Origin of the sequence: Chryseolinea lacunae, assembly GCF_016735595.1 — a bacterium.
GTDB lineage: Bacteria > Bacteroidota > Bacteroidia > Cytophagales > Cyclobacteriaceae > Chryseolinea > Chryseolinea lacunae.
In genome coordinates, this window is the sequence record NZ_JAERRB010000007.1 from 328,066 (window position 1) to 345,286 (window position 17,221).

12 protein-coding genes are annotated in these 17,221 nt (G+C 52.7%); 6 read left to right on the forward strand and 6 right to left on the reverse strand.

The window, feature by feature from the left end; genetic code table 11:
• Positions 1-2: 2 nt before the first annotated feature.
• Genes JI741_RS20785 through JI741_RS20800 form a run of 4 tightly spaced genes read right to left on the reverse strand, consistent with a single transcriptional unit; the run spans position 3 to position 7,051 of the window.
• On the reverse strand, positions 3-3,020 hold the full coding sequence (locus JI741_RS20785) for a DUF4132 domain-containing protein (RefSeq protein WP_236676195.1): 3,018 nt from the start codon (positions 3,018-3,020) through the stop codon (positions 3-5).
• An 11-nt stretch (positions 3,021-3,031) separates the two neighbouring features.
• A complete protein-coding gene (locus JI741_RS20790) occupies positions 3,032-4,111 on the reverse strand; it encodes an ATP-binding protein (protein ID WP_236676196.1) in 1,080 nt (359 codons plus the stop codon).
• The gene (locus tag JI741_RS20795) at positions 4,108-5,703 is read right to left on the reverse strand and encodes a DUF5691 domain-containing protein (protein WP_202013048.1); all 1,596 of its coding nucleotides are present in this window, start codon (positions 5,701-5,703) and stop codon (positions 4,108-4,110) included. The genes JI741_RS20790 and JI741_RS20795 overlap by 4 nt, the downstream gene beginning before the upstream one ends.
• A gap of 1 nt (position 5,704) precedes the next feature.
• The gene (locus JI741_RS20800) at positions 5,705-7,051 is read right to left on the reverse strand and encodes an SWIM zinc finger family protein (protein WP_202013050.1); all 1,347 of its coding nucleotides are present in this window, start codon (positions 7,049-7,051) and stop codon (positions 5,705-5,707) included.
• Positions 7,052-7,648: 597 nt separating this feature from the next.
• Between JI741_RS20800 and JI741_RS20805 the strand changes: the two genes are divergently transcribed.
• The 3 genes from JI741_RS20805 to JI741_RS20815 all read left to right on the forward strand — a co-directional run bounded on the left by JI741_RS20805 (position 7,649) and on the right by JI741_RS20815 (position 10,717).
• Positions 7,649-8,488 carry a hypothetical protein gene (locus JI741_RS20805; protein WP_236676197.1) on the forward strand — a complete coding sequence of 280 codons (840 nt, stop codon included), beginning with the start codon at positions 7,649-7,651 and terminating at the stop codon, positions 8,486-8,488.
• Positions 8,489-8,616: 128 nt separating this feature from the next.
• Complete coding sequence (locus JI741_RS20810; protein ID WP_202013052.1) at positions 8,617-9,522, forward strand: polysaccharide deacetylase family protein; 906 nt, start codon at positions 8,617-8,619, stop codon at positions 9,520-9,522.
• A 106-nt stretch (positions 9,523-9,628) separates the two neighbouring features.
• On the forward strand, positions 9,629-10,717 hold the full coding sequence (locus tag JI741_RS20815) for a Gfo/Idh/MocA family protein (protein WP_202013053.1): 1,089 nt from the start codon (positions 9,629-9,631) through the stop codon (positions 10,715-10,717).
• Positions 10,718-10,782: 65 nt separating this feature from the next.
• Here the strand turns inward: JI741_RS20815 and JI741_RS20820 are convergent, their stop codons facing one another.
• A complete protein-coding gene (locus tag JI741_RS20820; RefSeq protein ID WP_202013055.1) occupies positions 10,783-11,886 on the reverse strand; it encodes a Gfo/Idh/MocA family protein in 1,104 nt (367 codons plus the stop codon).
• 286 nt (positions 11,887-12,172) lie between these two features.
• Here JI741_RS20820 and JI741_RS20825 point away from each other — a divergent pair, with 286 nt between their 5' ends.
• Complete coding sequence (locus JI741_RS20825) at positions 12,173-12,952, forward strand: ThuA domain-containing protein (RefSeq protein WP_202013056.1); 780 nt, start codon at positions 12,173-12,175, stop codon at positions 12,950-12,952.
• Positions 12,953-13,010: 58 nt separating this feature from the next.
• Here the strand turns inward: JI741_RS20825 and JI741_RS20830 are convergent, their stop codons facing one another.
• Positions 13,011-13,388 carry a VOC family protein gene (locus tag JI741_RS20830; protein WP_202013058.1) on the reverse strand — a complete coding sequence of 126 codons (378 nt, stop codon included), beginning with the start codon at positions 13,386-13,388 and terminating at the stop codon, positions 13,011-13,013.
• A gap of 56 nt (positions 13,389-13,444) precedes the next feature.
• On the opposite strand from JI741_RS20830, the gene JI741_RS20835 reads away from it, so the two are divergent.
• Together JI741_RS20835 and JI741_RS20840 are read left to right on the forward strand one after the other, a co-directional pair.
• Positions 13,445-14,452 (forward strand): hypothetical protein, encoded by a 1,008-nt coding sequence (locus tag JI741_RS20835; protein WP_202013060.1) that lies wholly within the window; start codon positions 13,445-13,447, stop codon positions 14,450-14,452.
• Positions 14,412-16,646, forward strand: a complete 2,235-nt coding sequence (locus JI741_RS20840; protein ID WP_202013061.1) for a hypothetical protein — start codon at positions 14,412-14,414, stop codon at positions 16,644-16,646. Before JI741_RS20835 ends, JI741_RS20840 begins: the two co-directional genes overlap by 41 nt.
• The last annotated feature ends 575 nt before the right edge of the window (positions 16,647-17,221 follow it).

Here is a 17,221-nt window from a genome sequence, read left to right on the forward strand (position 1 = left end):
TGTTAGTTCAGGTTGATCAGTTGATCGATGTCGGCCATCACTTCAGAATAAAAAACTTTGGGCACGTTTTTTATCTTCACCACATCGTTCCAGTCTTTGCCCTGAAAGATGATTTCATAGACGGTGGCCGGTGTGTTTCCACCCTGATAGAATGCCGCCGGTCCTTCAATGCTGGCATAGGCTTTCAAACGTTCACTAAAGGTTTTGGTGAACTCCGAACGTCCGCCGTCGCCCGAGCCTTTGTGCCAGTTTTGTTTCACCAGGAATGTATTCACAAAGTCGGCTCCTTTGGGCACGGCCTTTTTGAAAAAACGTTTTGATACGTTCAATTCCTTTTCTTCTTCCAGCACACTGAACACCGGTCGATCAAGAATCGGGAACACGGTGGTCAATGGCAAGTTGTAGGCTTTGTCTTTCCATTGGCTCAGTTGCTCTTCGGTGAGGTGAAGCGGATGGAGAATGCCGATGCGATGACTGTCGTCTACGGTGATTTCCTCATCGTTCACGTCGTTCAGCGTGGTGTCTTCTGTGCAATAGAAAACCTGCACCAGGTTCCCCTCAGCGTCGTAGGCTCCCCAGATAAGCTTCATGGCATAGACAAACAGGATGGGGTGGTTGAGGTATACGTGCTCCCATTGTTCGCGCGACCAGCGGCGTTCATCGAGCATACATTTCTCGAGACGGCCGGGCTGGGTTTTCACTACGTCGTTGATTTCTTTTTCAATCTCCTTGAACTCCGTCTTTAATTCTTTCGGTGCATTGGCCGGAAGAGATTTTTTGAGCTTATTGTCTTCGTTGAAGTAGTTCAGCTTGAAGTCGTGGTTGATGAACGCGCGGAACGATTCGCCTTCGATGGTGAAGGGTTTATACAGACCGTCGAAGTCGAACGTGGGCACAATGCGGTCACCCAGTTCATCGAGGGTAATGTTGAGTTCTTGTGCAGCGGCGTCCAGGGCTTCTTTGGCGGCTTCACTAAGGACCGGCTTCTTGTTGGCAAATTTGCGATAGATCGATTCCACGATGCGCAACGCTTTGTCCGAGCCCACCATGGCCAGTGCGCCGATCACATACTCCGCCATCTTCACGCGTTTGTCGGTCACGCTCTTTTTGAAAAGCATGTGCAGGTTATACATCATCTCGTCGTCGCCCAGCAGGCCGCCAAGAATGAGATAATATTTCAGCTTGCTATCGGCATTGCTTTGTTGAAAAGCCGCCACTAAAGCTTTGGCAAAGGGACCGCTCCGGGTGGTGTCGATGTGGTGAATCACCTGCCGGGCTTCGATGTCGGAGTTGGTGCCTTTCGAACGCTTCATGCGATAGAACAGGAAGCGTATTTCTTTCTCCGTGAGTTGTGCGCCGTCTTTCCAATAGAGCGCGGGCAAGTCTTCTTCCACCAAAAGTTTCTCGCTCCACTTGGCCATCTTTTTCCGGGTGTCGGCCAGTTGAATCATGTGCTTCACCTGGGCAAGGTCCAGCGCATGGGCGAAGCGTTGGTCTTGCAGGGTTTCAAGCATGATGTCTCGGGTATCGTCGTTCACTTCACGGTCCACGCCATCGTTCAGCACGTTCGTCACTTCGGGCGTGGGCACTGTAGAAAGGAGGAGCGCAGCCATCTCGCGTTGTGCTGTGGTTTTCTCTGCCAGCAGCAACACGGCACGCGGCACCATCTGTTCCTGAAAACGGGACAGGGTCTTTGCCAACATCACGCGCGATTTTTTGTCGGCCATCGTCACACCAAATTCGATGAGCTTGTCCATGTAAGCCAGCAGGTCGTACTTGTCCAGAATGGCCAGAATCACCTTGGCATATTCGCGCTCGTTCGAAGGCATCTTCTGGTAATCTTTGAAGAGCACGGTCATCAGCAACGGGATCACACGTTCTCCAAGCTTCCGGTTCAGGTAGTGAAAGTAGTAGGCGGGGAGGAATGTCGATTCGGCAATCAACCGTTCGATACGCGATGTTGCGTCTGCCTCATTTTTGTTCCACAAGTATTCTGTATACGCTTCCGTAAAAGAACCCTGGTCTGTGCCGGGGTCGCTAAAGTAGCGTTCATTCGAGGCATCGGTGAGGAAGAATGCCAAATGACTTTCGCCCAGGGCCGTGATTTGTTCATCGTATTTGCCGGGCAACCCCTTGTCGAGCTTCAGGTATACCGACATCTTTTTTTCGATGGCGGCGTTCGATTCATCCAAAGCCTGCAACGCAAGCGTTTCGTATTTAACAGGATTGAGATTGAGCAGCCAATACAATACCTGAACATCCATAACCTGGCGGCCATATTCCGTGCTCAACAGGTATTCGCGTTCCGATCCTTCAAGACCTTCCGGAAAATAGTCGGCCAGAAATTGAAGGTAGTTTATTTTGTAGCCGCGGTTAAATTCCTGCGTCCGGTACAGATCGTCGATATAGGTTTTCAATCCGCTCTCCTTGCCCAGGCCGAGGAAACCTTTCTTCGGCGCCAGTTTGGGCAGCAGATATTTTCCAAACGATGAAATTTTTCGTTCGTCGGTTTCAGTGTTGTTGCGGTAGCGCGAGCGTCCTATATAGAACGGATCATACTCCAGGCCACACATGGTGCGCACCAATATTTCGTCGGTGAAGCCACGGCGGTAGAGGTCGGCCACCAACGATTCCTGGTCCTCGGTTTCATCAAACAACGCAACAATGTATTGTTTGATGATGGAATAGCTAAACGAGTCTTCCGGTTCCAGCCACCGGGCCTGTATGAGTTGATTCACCACAGGGTGATCGAGTGGCCAACGCGGATGGGCATCTTTGGAATAGGCGCGGTTCGGATCGTTGATCACCTTGTGCACAAAGTCGGCCACACCATAATAGTTCGACAACTTCTTGAGGTTGCTCACCAACGCTTCCGTGACCACGATCTCTCCCAAAAGCACACGTTCCCATTGACGGATGAGGTCCGTGAGTTGCTGTGCGTTGTCATAACGATTCATCTCAACACTATTGACAGCGCTCTGTGCGCACGTCGTAATATGATTCTTCAAACGTTCTTCCATAGGGCTTTACATCAAAATGAAATTTCCTTGCAGGCACGGTAAATGTCTTTCCATTCTTCACGCGTTTTCACCACGTTCTCCAAATATTCTTTCCACACCACGGCATCCTGCACAGGGTCTTTCACAATGGCGCCAACCAGGCCCGATGCCACATCGTGTGCGTTCAGCTTGCCGTTGCCAAAGTGTGCTGCCAGCGCCAGGCCGCTGTTCACCACCGAGATGGCTTCGGCTGTGCTCACGGTGCCCGTGGGTGATTTTATTTTTGTGCGGCCGTCTTCCGTCACGCCGTTGCGCAGCTCGCGGAAGATGCGGACGATGCGTTGTATCTCCTGAAGGGTGGGCAGTTGCGCGGGCAACTCCAGTGTTTTGATGGAGCTGGCCACACGGGTCTGCACAATGTTCACTTCTTCTTCGGCGGTGGCGGGCACGGGAAGGATCACGGTGTTGAACCGGCGTTTGAGAGCCGACGAAAGTTCGTTCACGCCTTTGTCGCGGTTGTTGGCCGTAGCAATCACGTTGAATCCTTTTTCGGCTTGTATCTCTGTGTTGAGTTCAGGCACGGGCAATGTTTTTTCGGAGAGGATGGTGATGAGCGTGTCTTGCACGTCGGCCGAGATGCGCGTCAGTTCTTCGATGCGCACGAGGCGGCCCGTTTGCATGCCCTTCATCATGGGCGTGACTACCAGCGCTGCTTGCGATGGTCCTTCAGACAATAGCTTGGCATAGTTCCATCCGTAGCGAATGGCTTCTTCGCCGGTGCCGGCTGTGCCCTGAATCAACAGCGTGGAGTCGCCCGTGATGGCGGCCGCTATGTGCTCCGACACCCACGACTTGGCCGTTCCCGGAATGCCATAGAGCAGCAGGGCCCTGTCGGTGGTGAGGGTAGCCACCGCGATTTCCATGAGCCGCTGGTTGCCGATGTATTTGGGGGTGATCACAAAACCGTTGGATAGCTTTCCACCCATCAGGTAGGTAACGACCGCCGACGGTGACAGGTCCCAGTTTGGCGGACGTGCTCCCGTGTCCAGTTTTTTCAAAGCCTCCAGCTCTTCGTGGAATTGGATTTCGGCGTGTTGACGTAATACATTCATGATGCGTTCAGTTTATAGTCATCGATACGGATTCTTATTTCAAGGGCGTGATGCGCGGGTTCGAAGATGACCCGGTTCCAGAGGTCGTAGGCATTCGATCCTTTTATTTTTTCGTGATACCGAAGCAGATCGCCGTGCACTTTCTTGTCGGCAAACTGGGCAATCACTTTTCCCAGCATGGCATTGGGGAACGATTGTGTGGCCTGGTGATAGGCTTTCTCCACAACCTTCTGCGAGAACAGCAGCGTCCACGACAACTCCGGTCCGTATGGTCCGCTGGCCAGCACATCGGCATCGCCATAGTAGCCATACTTTTCGATCAGCGCTTCAAAGTCGTCGGGGTGCATGTATTTGAAATAGTCAAGCATTTCGGTCACGGGCATGTCCCACAGCAGAGGCCTGGCCAGCGTTGTGTCGCGATGGGTTTGCAGGTTGCCCAGGAGCGCTTGTTTATAAATCGATTCCTTGCGGCCCGAAATGGTGACGCGGAAGGTTTCGCGTTCCAGAAAGTATTGGACCCAATCGGCGGTGTTGTTGTTGAAGAATGTGATCCAGAAATCGCGGGGAATAAATTCGAGGAAGTGGCTCATCCAGAACAAGGATGGGTATTGAAACCAGGCGCTGTCGATTCCCTTCACATCTAGCCCAAAAGTTTCGTCCATGTGTTTGGCATTCCAGAAGGCATCGTCCTGCTCGGGCAGCGTGAGCGTCACTTTTTGTTTTCCACTCACCCAACCGGTCAGTCCCTTCTTTTCCATTGCGAAGTAGGGGGTGAGTTGTGCCGTGGTAGTTTGATAGAGCGCCGACACGGGATATTTCAGCAGCAGCGACGCCAATAGCTTGCGGCATTCCTTTTCGGTTTTCTTTTCCTTGGCAGTATGTGCAAACTCGCCGGCCATCAACGCTTCGGCAAACGGAATGTCGGCGGCCGACGATGTTTCGAGCACCACGTCGAGGAAGCTACGCTTGTTCACGATCGACTCGGTGGCCCAGGTGCTCTGAAGCAATTCCATGGCCTTGCCGGGATCGGTTCTGCGCAGTCCCGTAAAAAGATTCTTGCGTTCCTGCGACGTGCCTTCGTGCCACAGGGAAAGATCGAGCGTTTGTTTTTTATAGTTATACTCCGGCGTGAGCGACAGCGCCCACTGGCCCTTGTTGCCAATCACAGAGAGAATCTTGTCTTTGGTTTGAATAGCCAGCCCGCTGCCTTCGGTGAGCAGTTGTGTGACGCGGTCGGAGTTGATGATCTGATCTTTTTTGATGAGCACGTCGAGCCAGAGGTTCAACAGTTTTTCGCGGATCTGGTAGTCGGTGAGTTGGATGCGTCCGAACAGGGCCAGGTATTCTTCGGGGGCCACAGCTTTTGTCTCTTCAATGATGGCGTCGTTCCATTCGCCTTCAAATTTTGGCGGCAACTTTCCCGATGTTTCATAGAAGTAGGTGAGGGCCGCTGCTTCCAGCAGCTTCAGTTCTGGCGACTGGGCATGGCGCAGTTCCAGAAACTCGGCAATACCTTCGGGTAGCACGCGCACGTCGAGTGTTTTTTTGTCCGTTCCCAGCAGGGCGATGTCGATCAGGTTCTTCCAGCTCATGCTACAGGAGATAGTAGGTGTTTTCTTTAATCACGCCGAGGGGAATCACGTGGTTGTCGCGGATCACCAGGGCCATGTCGAGGGCTTCGTTGCCGGTGATGCTGAGCCAGCGCACGGGCTTTTTCAGGTCAAGGTCTTTCACCACCGGAAACACATGCCGCAACGCATCGGCTACCAGCCACACGCCGTCGTTGTTGATCATGCGTGCCTGCTGAAGCACCACCACCAGATCGTTTGCCCAGGGATATTTTTGCAGCGCGGCCACCTTGTGGGTCTGCACAGCAAGCCACGACTCAAAAGCAACAGGTTTGCCCGGCAGCTGATTCGTGACGCGACGCTGCCGCTTCAGGACGGCACGTTCGGGAAGGATGGCCGGAAAGAACGCCAGCTCCGCCTCAAGCACACTGCCGGGCAACACGTTGTTTTCAAGCGCCGAAAACCGCGTGCCGAAGTTCAGGATGAGGGCGGTCCGTTGAGTGCGAATGCCCACCAGCCAATTGCGTTGCACAGTAATTTCGTCGTCGGTGACCAGCACTTCCTGGCCCACGGCCAGCCATTCGTCTTTCACCGCTTCGGCTTCTTCGTTGGCCAACAGCTCCTTGGTGGACTGGCTCCAGCCCGAAAGGTTGCGCAGTGTTTGTTGCCACAGGGGCGTGAGGTTGTCGTAGTTTTTGAGGCCGCGGAGCAGGAGGAAGAGCTTGGCGGAAATGGCGAGTGCTTCGGGTTGCCACTGGTCGGGCTGCCCATAGTTCAGGGTCGAGAAGGCTTTGACCCACCCGGCAAGACCGGGTGCCTTGGCATCGACCATGCGGGCGGCCACCTTTTGAAACTCGCTTTGCGGCTTGTTGGGCAGGTCCAGCATGCCCATGCGCACAAGGTCGCACAGCCACAGTTCCAGTTCGGCCACGCCGGCCTGCACGCCCGAGAGGCGGGAGGCTTGTGTTTTTTCGCGTGACTTGCTCAGCTGTTCTTCCTCTTCTTCGGTACGCTCTTTGGGTTCGGCGGGCTTCTGTTCCACTTTCGAGGCGCGTTTGTCAACCCATTCCTTCACCCATTCGGGCTCTTCGGCCACGGCGAACATGCTGCCGTTCTGAATGTGGAGCAGCAGCAAGGCGATGGCGTGTTTACAGGGAAACTGCCGCGACGGGCAGGTGCATTTATAAGCGATGTTCACAGCATCGATCTGTGTGAGATAGGGCGACTTGCCGCTTCCTTTAATGGCTCCCCAGAGGGACCGGTCGCTTTTGGCGAAGCTCTCCCAGCTTTCTTTATTCGATAACTTCTTACCAGCAACGAAGGCAGCAGAATTCGGCGATAGCGCTTCGACCTGTTGTTCGGATAGATTCAAGTTTCTGAAAATAATTACGAACAATAATAGCAAAAATCAGAAACTATAACCGTGTTTTTTCCGGGCATGGCACCGGGTTTTTGGATGACTAAATTGCGGACAGGGCCAACCTTTTGCCATTGAGGATTGGTGACCCGCAGGGGGCTTGCATTCAGCAACCGACCCAAGTCTGACAAACGGATGAACAAGGGCTGCACAACGCCTTCGGTATACGCCAATTTTTGCCATTGAAAGACCTGACGATTAGCGCCCTGGTTGGAACACCTGAAGGGCCTGAGAACACCTCCGGTTTAGATGGGGACATACCTAGAACAGGCGACCAACGAACGTATCCGTGCCCAGTAAATGGCGCAAAATACACAGCTACGGGGCAGCCCAAGGAGTTTTAAGCTAATTTTAAGGTCGATCCCCCATTCAACCAGTACCGATATCGTTAGAACAGGGCCACTTCAACCGATTGTTCCCTGTGCGCGACACGGGTGAACAGCCATGTAAGAATCGAGACAGTTTAAGTGTGAAATAAAATCCCCAAAAGCCACCGTTTACATACTTTTATTCTATTATTTCGCATCGCTTTTAGTTGGAAATTTTTTATCTATGCGGTTCTTATACTTCCTGACTTTTCTAAGCCTGTTAGCCACTTCGTCGCTACTCGCCCAAGACATTCAAACCGGTGAAACCAAAAAGAAGAAGCTCCATGGCGAGTTTTTCTTTGAATGGGGCTATCACCGCGACGCCTACACCAACAGCACCATCCACTTCGAAGATCGCGTCACAGGCAACTACAGCTTCACGCTGCACAACGCCGTGGCTGAAGACAAACCGGACTGGGATAACTTCTTCAAGACACCCCTCACCGTGCCCCAATACGTGATGAGCGGCGGCTACTTCTTCAACGACAAACACGACCTCGGCATCGAACTTTGCTGGAACCACCTTAAGTATGTGGTGAGCGACTACCAGACGTTGCACCTCACGGGCGACATCGAAGGCGTTCGCTACGACCTCGACACACTGGTGACACCCGACTTCGTGCACTTTGAACACACCAACGGCAACAACTACCTTATGCTGAGCTTACTGAAACGTTTTCAGTTTCTGCAATCCAAAAACCTGAAGCACAGGCTTAGCGCCAACATCCGCTTTGGCGGTGGAGCACTGGTGCCCAAGACCGATTCCTACATCATGGGCAAACACAACGATGGACCTTTCCGTGTGTCGGGCTACGTGATTGGGGTAGGCGGCGCGTTGCGCTATGATGCCTTCCGCTATTTGTTTCTGCAGTTTGGTGTGAAGGGATCGTTTGCCAACTACACCGATGCCAAACTCTATTTGCAAGGGCGCGCCCAACACAGCTTCTTTTCGGCGCAATACATTCTGTCGGCAGGGTTCAATATCCCCACAAAAGGCTATAAAGCCCGGCCCACAATCTTCTAGAAAAAGACATTTTCCCAATAGGAAGACCATGCCCACCCGCACGGTCTTTTTTTGTTTAAACGCGTTGACGTCTATATTGCATAACGCGTAGATGCAACACGATATGCCGACGCTACATTGACAATCCCATGATGAACATCACACTCAAAACACTTGTGTTCGCCTTGCTAAGTGCAACGGCATGGAGCCAGCCCTCCATCAGTTTCACCTTCGACGACGGCGTCACACACGACATGCCAGGTTATACTTTCGAACAGTGGAACGCCATGTTGCTGAAGCATCTCCGCGACGGCGGCGTGAAAACCATCTTCTTTGTTACCGGCGCCAACAAACGCAACAACAAGGGAAAATACCTCCTTACCCAATGGAGCAACGCTGGCCATCGCCTGGGCAACCACACCTTCTCGCACATCAACTATGGCAGCAGCAAGGTTACGTTCGAAGCCTTCCGGAATGAATTCCTGCGCACAGACTCCATCATCCGAAAGTATGACGGCTACATTCCCATGTTTCGGTTTCCATACCTCAAGGAAGGAGACACCCGCCAGAAGATAGACGCGTTCCGGGACCTGCTGCGCGAACATCATTATCGCAATGGCGCCGTCACCATCGATGCGTCGGACTGGTATGTAGACAGCAGGCTGGTGAAACGGCTACGCGAAAATCCGAAAGCAGACGTGGCGGGCTTCCGGGCGTTTTACCTCCAACATCTTTTGGACCGGGCGCAGTATTATGAATCGCTATCGTTTCAGTTGACCGGCCGTCACATCAAACACACGCTATTGCTGCATCACAACCTCGCGGCCGCGCTATTTGCTGGCGACCTCATCAGCATGTTCAAGGAAAAAGGATGGCAGGTGGTGGACGCCGACAAGGCCTTCGACGATCCGATCTTTCAATCCGTTACCACCCCCGTGCCCGCTGGCGAAGGCCTGGTGTGGGCGCTGGCAAAACAATCGGGCAAATTCGAACTCCGCTATCCGGCCGAAGACGGCGACTACGAGAAAGCCGAGATGGATCGGCTGGGCCTGTAAGTACCAAACAAGTTGTTGAACAGATGTTGATGGATGTGCCGGGAGGTGTTATCTTCGGGAAAGGCAAACGCCTGTCCCTGATGTTACACCTTAACCCAGAACAACCATGATCTCGAGGAGAAGTTTCATGCAACGCGCCGCTGCCGGAGCGGCCGGCATTGCCTTCACGCAAAGTGCGTTTTCCAACATCATCATCCCGCAAAAGAAGGAACGACTGGGCGTTGCCCTGGTGGGCCTGGGCTACTACAGCACCGACCTGCTGGCACCGGCCCTGCAAAAAACCAAGCACTGCTATCTCGCCGGCATCGTGACGGGCACACCCGCCAAAGCCGAGAAATGGAAACAACAATTCAACATCCCCGACAAAAACATCTACAGCTACACCAACTTCGATGAGCTGGCCAACAACCCCGACATCGACGTGGTGTATGTGGTGTTGCCGCCTTCCATGCACGCCGAATATTCCATTCGCGCCGCCAAGGCCGGGAAACATGTGTGGTGCGAAAAGCCCATGGCCATGACGGTGACCGAATGCCAAAGCATGATCGATGCGTGCAAGAGCAACAAGGTGAAGCTCAGCATCGGCTATCGCGTGCATCACGATCCCAACACCCAGCAGATCATTAAATACAGGAAAGATCTCACCTATGGTAAAGTGACCCGTGTGGAAGCGGCCGCCGGCTACTTCGATCCACGCACCGACCACTGGAAACAAAAGAAAAGCCTCGGCGGCGGTGCCATGTACGACATGGGCGTGTATCCTCTCAACGCCACCCGCTACAGCACAGGACTTGAACCCATCGCCGTGACCGCGCAGGCATCGACCACACGACCTGAGATCTATAAGGAGGTGGAAGAGACCATGAACTTTCAACTTGAGTTTCCGGGCGGCGCCACGGCGCAATGCGAAACCAGCTTTGGCAAAGGCATGAACACGTTAGTAGTGACGTGCGCAAAGGGCTGGTATAAACTCGTTCCCTTTCAAGGCTACAACGGCCTGAACGGCATGACCAGCGACGGCAAGGTGATCAACTTCCCCATCGACAATCAACAGGCAAAACAAATGGACGATGACGCGCTGGCCATCTTCAACAGCACAGCTTTGTTAGCACCCGGCGAAGAAGGATTAAAAGACATTCGCGTGGTGGAAGCAGTCTACAAATCAGTCGCAGCAAAGAAGCGTGTGACGATTTGATATGGGTTCCCGATTTAGATGTTGACGGATGACGATTTCATGCTCAGGCACTTGTGAGCGCTGACTTACTTCGTCAGGTAAATCAATTTCTTTTGCGCGGCCGACTCTTTTGCGGCTTGCAAAATTTCAACCACAAGAAGATTGTTTTCCAGCGACGACAAGTCTGTTGCGCTCACGTTCACTTCGCCACGCACCACGGCGGCCAGGTAAGCGAAAGGATCGTTATAGGGTTTGGCGAGGTCGGGGCTTTTCACATACTCTTCGGGTTTGTCTTGTGCCGAGCGGATTTTTGAACCTTGCTTGTCGGCAATCACATAGCCGGTTTCGCCATAGATCTCCATGTCTTTCCGGCCAAAGGGCCAGTTCCATGAAGCTTGTATGATGCCTTGTCCGTCGGGATAGGTGAGCACGATGGTAGCCTCGTCGTCAACTTTGGGATAGATGGCGGGCTTCAGTTGTTGCGTCACGGCAAAGACGGCGAGGGGACGTTGGCCGTTCATGAGCCAGGTGAGAAGATTGGCGCCATAGCAACCAAAGTCCATCACGGCGCCGCCACCGTTCTTCACGGGATCGGTGAGCCAATTGAGAAATTCGGGGCCGACGTGGATTTCTTTCGGACCCTGGTGGCCATCGTGCACCACCACCTTGCGGATTTTACCAAAGGGATGGGCTGCGATAAACAGGTCGCGCACATTGGTGTTGCTGCCGTACCATGTGGTTTCATAGTTTGTGAGCACATGGATTTTGTGTTTTGCCGCGAGGGCTTTTATCTGCGAGGCATGATCGTTGCTCACGGCAAGCGGCTTTTCCACCATCACGTGGATGTTGCGCGGGGCACAGGCTTTCACGGTTTCAAGGTGTTCGAAGGTACTATTGAATCCGGTCACGGCTTCCGGTTTTGTTTTGTCAAGCATTTCCGTGAGCGATGCATACCATAACGTCATCGGCAGTTTGTAGCGCGTCAGGTATTGTTCGGCCAGTGCGCGGTCGGGTTCGGCAATGCCCACAATTTCGATGTCGCCGTCGTGGGCGCGATTCAGAATTCCCCCAACATGGCCGTGGGTGAGACCGGCCACCCCGATGCGAAAAGGTTTTGAAGTGGATTGGGCCAACGCGAAGGTGACAGAACACAGTATGAGAATTGACGGAAGTAAAATGATTCGCAGCATGGATAGGGTGGTGAAGATGATATAAAACAAGTTTAACGTATCCCGCACAAAACTGCAACCCGATTGCTATGGACGGTTGTCAACAATCTTGTGTCTGTCAAAAATAGATCTGCATGCGAACCGCTGGTAAACGTAGTACTCCGGCCGCGCATCCTGAGGGACCTGGGGCACGGTTGAAAATGCCGCTGCGATATCGTATCTAGCATTAGGTCGGCAGTGCCCAAGACAACCGACATCCGGAATGTCTTGAACCTTTCCGGCTATCGAAACCTAAACTTAAGAAACCATGAAGCCCTTGCTGACGCGCAGATTGTTTGCTGTATTCGTATTGCTTGTAACGACAACGGGCTTGCTTTCCGTGGCAACAGCGTTCAAACCCAAACCAGCGTTTCGCGTGCTCGCCATGCTCTCGGGACACGAAGATCATATCAAGATGATGACGGCCGCCAAACCGTTTCTGAAAAAGATCGCCGACAAAAACAACTTCGCCATCGACATCACCGCCGACACCAGCGTTCTCAACGACGCAAACCTCAATCAATACCAGGTCATCGTGCAGTTGCAACTTGCTCCGTTCGACATGACCCGCGCCCAACAGGATGCCACCGAAAAATTTATCCGTCAGGGAAAAGGATGGGTGGGCATTCACGCCGCTGGCCTCACCGGCAAAAGCTTCCTGAAACCGGGCACACACTATTGGCAATGGTTTGAAGAACTGATGGGCGACGTGGTCTATTCGCCACATCCCGCCTTTCAAAAAGGCACCGTGGTGGTGGAAGACCGGAGTCATCCCGTCACCAAAAACCTGCCGGAAAAATTCGACGTGTCAGACGAATGGTATGAGTTCGACAAGAGCCCTCGCACCAATGTGCACGTGCTGGCCACGGCCGACGAAGCGACCTACACCCAAACCAAACCCATGGGCGATCACCCCATCATCTGGACCAACCCACACTATCACCGCGCCGTCTACATCGGCATTGGTCACGATGCTTCGTTGTGCAGCAATGTGAATTTTGAAAAGCTGGTTTCGAATGCTATTGTGTGGGCTTCGGAAGTTCGGTGACGTGGCCAGTAAAAATAAGTTTGAAACAACGGATAACCTTTTCCATTTTAAAATTCCCTTACGATTCGCGATCCTGAAAAATGCCCATCACGTTTCCCGAGGGGTCGCTGAACCGCGCCGTGATTTCGGGAGCATCCAAACCCAGCGGCTGCACAATGACGCCGCCGTTGGCGAGAATGAGGGCAATGGTGTTGTGAATGTCTTCTACCATAATATAAGTGAGTATGCCCGGATGGTTGGACGGTGGCCGGTGCGTTACCCACGTGCCGCTCACCTCGTTCACGCCGTCGTCGAACGCGACAGCACCGTCCATGCGCGTGCGGATGCGCCAGCCAAACACAGCCCTGTAGAAATTGGCGGATTGTGCCTGGTTCAAGGTTGGAATTTCGAGGTAAGCAATCTTGCCATTGCCGTATGTAGGTTGCGTTTCTTCCATGGGGATGAAGGTAGGGATTTTGAATTTTTCGCGTTACTTTGCTTCACTCAAAGACAATGACCCGCCCCATTTTCGTTCTGCTTTTCTGCCTTTCACTTTTTCATTGCACGTCACCCAAGTCACCCGCCGTAGCTTTCTATTATTGGCGAACCACGTTCGATCTTTCGCCCGAAGAACAATGGACGCTGAAAGAAAACAACGTGTCGCATCTGTATGTCCGCTATTTTGATGTGGTCCTGAAGAACGGTGTGCCCATGCCGTTGTCTGCCGTCGCGTTCCGTTCGGCGCCCGGCGCACTCAACATTGTTCCGGTTGTGTATCTGAAGAACGAGGTGATGCTGGCAAAGGATGTTGACGTTAACGATCTGGCCAAGAAAATTCTATCGCTTATTCTTCAAGTAAACAAACAACAGAACATCACCACTTCCGAAGTGCAGATCGATTGCGACTGGACCCTGACCAGCAAAGATACCTACTTCAGTTTCCTGGAAGCCCTGAAGAAAGCCGGTGCCAAAAAATTGTCGGCCACCATTCGCCTCCATCAGGTGAAATATTTCAAACGCACCGGCGTGCCCGCCGTGGACCGCGGGGTGCTGATGTATTACAACATGGGTCACATCGCCGCCGACTCGTCCAATTCCATTTATGACCGACGCACAGCAACACGCTACACCGAAAGCCTGAAGCACTATCCCTTGCCCCTCGACGTGGCCCTTCCGGTGTTTTCGTGGGGATTGCACATTCGGGGCAACAAGGTGATTGCCCTCCTGAACAAGGTGGATGTGAACACCTTTGCGGGCGACACCAGTTTCAGAAAACAAGAAGGCATCCCGTTCTTTGAAGTGACGCATAATGTGCTTAAACTCGACCACTTTTTCGAGGCCGGCGACCGGATCAAAATCGAAAGCATTGCGGCAGCAGACCTGACCGAAATGGCCAACGATCTGACGGGCGTCCTGGCCCAACCTCCCGCCGAGGTTATTTTTTATGATTTGGATACTTTTAATCTGAAACACTATCGCGATGAAGACAACCTCTATCAAAACACTGGCCGCGCTTTTTAGCCTGGGCTTGCTCGGACTCTATGGCGTGATTGTGGCGTGCGCCGACATGGACTGGGGCTACGACTACGACACCAACTTCACTCCCGAAGTGTATGTTGACAAATCGTATGCACCGCTGTTTTTCGCTCCCTACGAAGTGTTCTACGACATCGTGTTCGAAGACAAATACGTGACCCGTTTCAACGACGACATCACCGCCGACTGGAAAACATATCTCGAAGGCAAAGTGCCCGACACACAACTTTCGTCAATGCTTCTGAACGACGCAAAGGCCACCGGCATCAACGACCTTTACACCGCCGTGCAAAAAAAGCAACCTCTGCCGGCTGCCTACAGCGCACTGAATGCGCAGGATGAAAAGGTGAGGAGCTTCATCGAATTTTTATACTACGCCAAGGCTATCGAAACCGCCAGCACCACAGCATTAGGATGGGACTACGACGGCCAGCAGTCGAACCCCGCCAACGCACTGGTAACCGCGCAGGTTGAAAAGCGCTATGCCGAAACCAAAGACACCTTCCTGAAAAACCGCTACTGGTTCCAAACCATGAAAGGATATTTCTATGGCATCGACAAACAAAAAGCCGTAACCTTCTTCGACAAAACCAAAGCATCGGTAACCCAAAACGTGCTCTACTATCGCGCCCTTGGCTATGTGGCCGGCGCCTACTATCGCCGCAAGGACTACGCCACCAGCAACTACCTCTTCAGCATCGTGTTCGACAAATGTGCTCCGTTACGCACTGTCACCGCCTACAACTTTCACCCCCAGGAACAAAAAGACTTCAACGCCTCACTCGCCCTCGCCAAAACACCCGACGAGAAGGCCGCCCTCTGGGCCTTGCTGGGCTTCTATGCCGACGAGAAAACCGCCATCCGCGAAATCTATAAACTCAATCCCGCCAGCCCGCACCTCGACTACCTCGCCACACGCCTCGTGAACAAAGCCGAAGTGAAACTGAACCAGGAAGAGTTTAAATCGGCCACCGACTATCGCCGCATGCTGAAAGAAAAAGCAGACAACGACGCCCTGCAACTCGCCACCACGCTGGCCAACGAAGGCAAGACCGCGAAGCCCTATCTCTGGAATCTTACAGCAGGCTATCTGAACGTGCTCGCCGCCAACAACGCCGCCGCCACAACCTTCTTCGACAAAGCCGAGAAGACCGCACCAAAGTCGACCCTGGCCTCGCAGCAACTGCGCCTCCTGAAATTCATCAACACGCTGAGCGCCCTCGAACGCGTGGATGCCTCAACCGAAACCAAGCTGCTGGCCGACATCGAGTGGCTCTGCATCACACTGCCCAAAGGCGAGCAAGGTGCTTTCCGCTATCACCACGCGCTCAGCTGGAGCCGCCGCTACCTGTCGTCGCTCTACCGCACACAAGCCAACACCGTGATGGCCGAAGTCTTCCAACGAGACGCACGCTACTACCAAACCGGCGCCAACCTCGACGCCATGCGCAACTTCCTAACCAAGCCCGACAAATCGCCCTGGGAGCGAATGACCGCGAACCTCTATGACGTGACCCTTTCAGACATCTATGAATACCAAGGCGTGACCAGCGCCTACGCCGGCAAGATGGACGCCGCCATCGCCTTCCTCGAACAGTCCGACAAAGGCAAAGACGTGCTGCTGCTGGGAAACCCCTTCAACGGAAAAATCAAAGACTGCCACGACTGCGATCACAACGCCACACAAAAAGTAAAATACACCAAGCTCACCTTCCTGAAAAAGCTGAAGGAGATGCTGACCTACATCGAAATGAACCAGGATGTATACAACAACAGCATGCTGGTGGCCAACGCCTACTACAACATGTCGTTCTTCGGCAACGCCCGCGTGTTCTACTATGGAAACATCGGCAACCAATACGGCAACACCATCGATCCCTTCTATCAATCACAACTGCTGGGCAACGGCCTGGCCAGACAATACTATCAGAAAGCCCTCGACGCCTCGACCACGCCCGAGCAAAAAGCGAAATGTGTTTATATGCTGACCAAGTGCGAACGCAACGACTTCTATACAGCACGCTACCACTCGAAGCCCGATTTTTATGGCGACACGGATGTTGACTTCAAAGCGTGGGAGGGATTCAGAAAGTTGAAGGGAGAATATTCCAATACGGCGTATTATAAGGATGTGATTAAGGAGTGTGGGTATTTCAGAAAGTATCTGAAGATGGAGTAGGGGAGTGTCAGAAACAGGAAGAAGGGTTGCTATCGTTGCTCCCGGTTCTAAAGGTTAAGAAAATTTCTTCTGGATTTTAATAAAATGGCTAGGCAAAAGATTATACCGGCCAAAGCGCGCAATTTTTATTCCCGTGATGTCTTTATGAGTGGCCGCCCTAACGAGCATACATACAAGTCTGACCTAAGGGCATACGCCTAGTTTATCATATAATCTTTAAAAAGCGCGAGCAAATAGAATATCAAACGACACCCCATTTACTTTTCACTCTGTTTAGCAAGTCCTCCAAAAGATGCCTGTAAACAAAAAAATACAACAGGAAATGCAGCCCCAAAACAAGCACTACCAATATGACTCCTAAAACAAAAAGCGCGCTGTTTGTAAAGCCTGAAGCAAAGACCATGGGCTATTGACGGGTTAACGTTTAACAAAGCTGAAAGATATACGTTAACTGTAATAGCTAGTACTTGATCTGACAGTTGAGCTAGGGATTCCTTCCTACTAGGCAAAGGTAGCCACCGCTCCAAATAAGTCAAGGGCTTCGCGAGTGGCCGCGCAGAATCCTTCGCACGCCC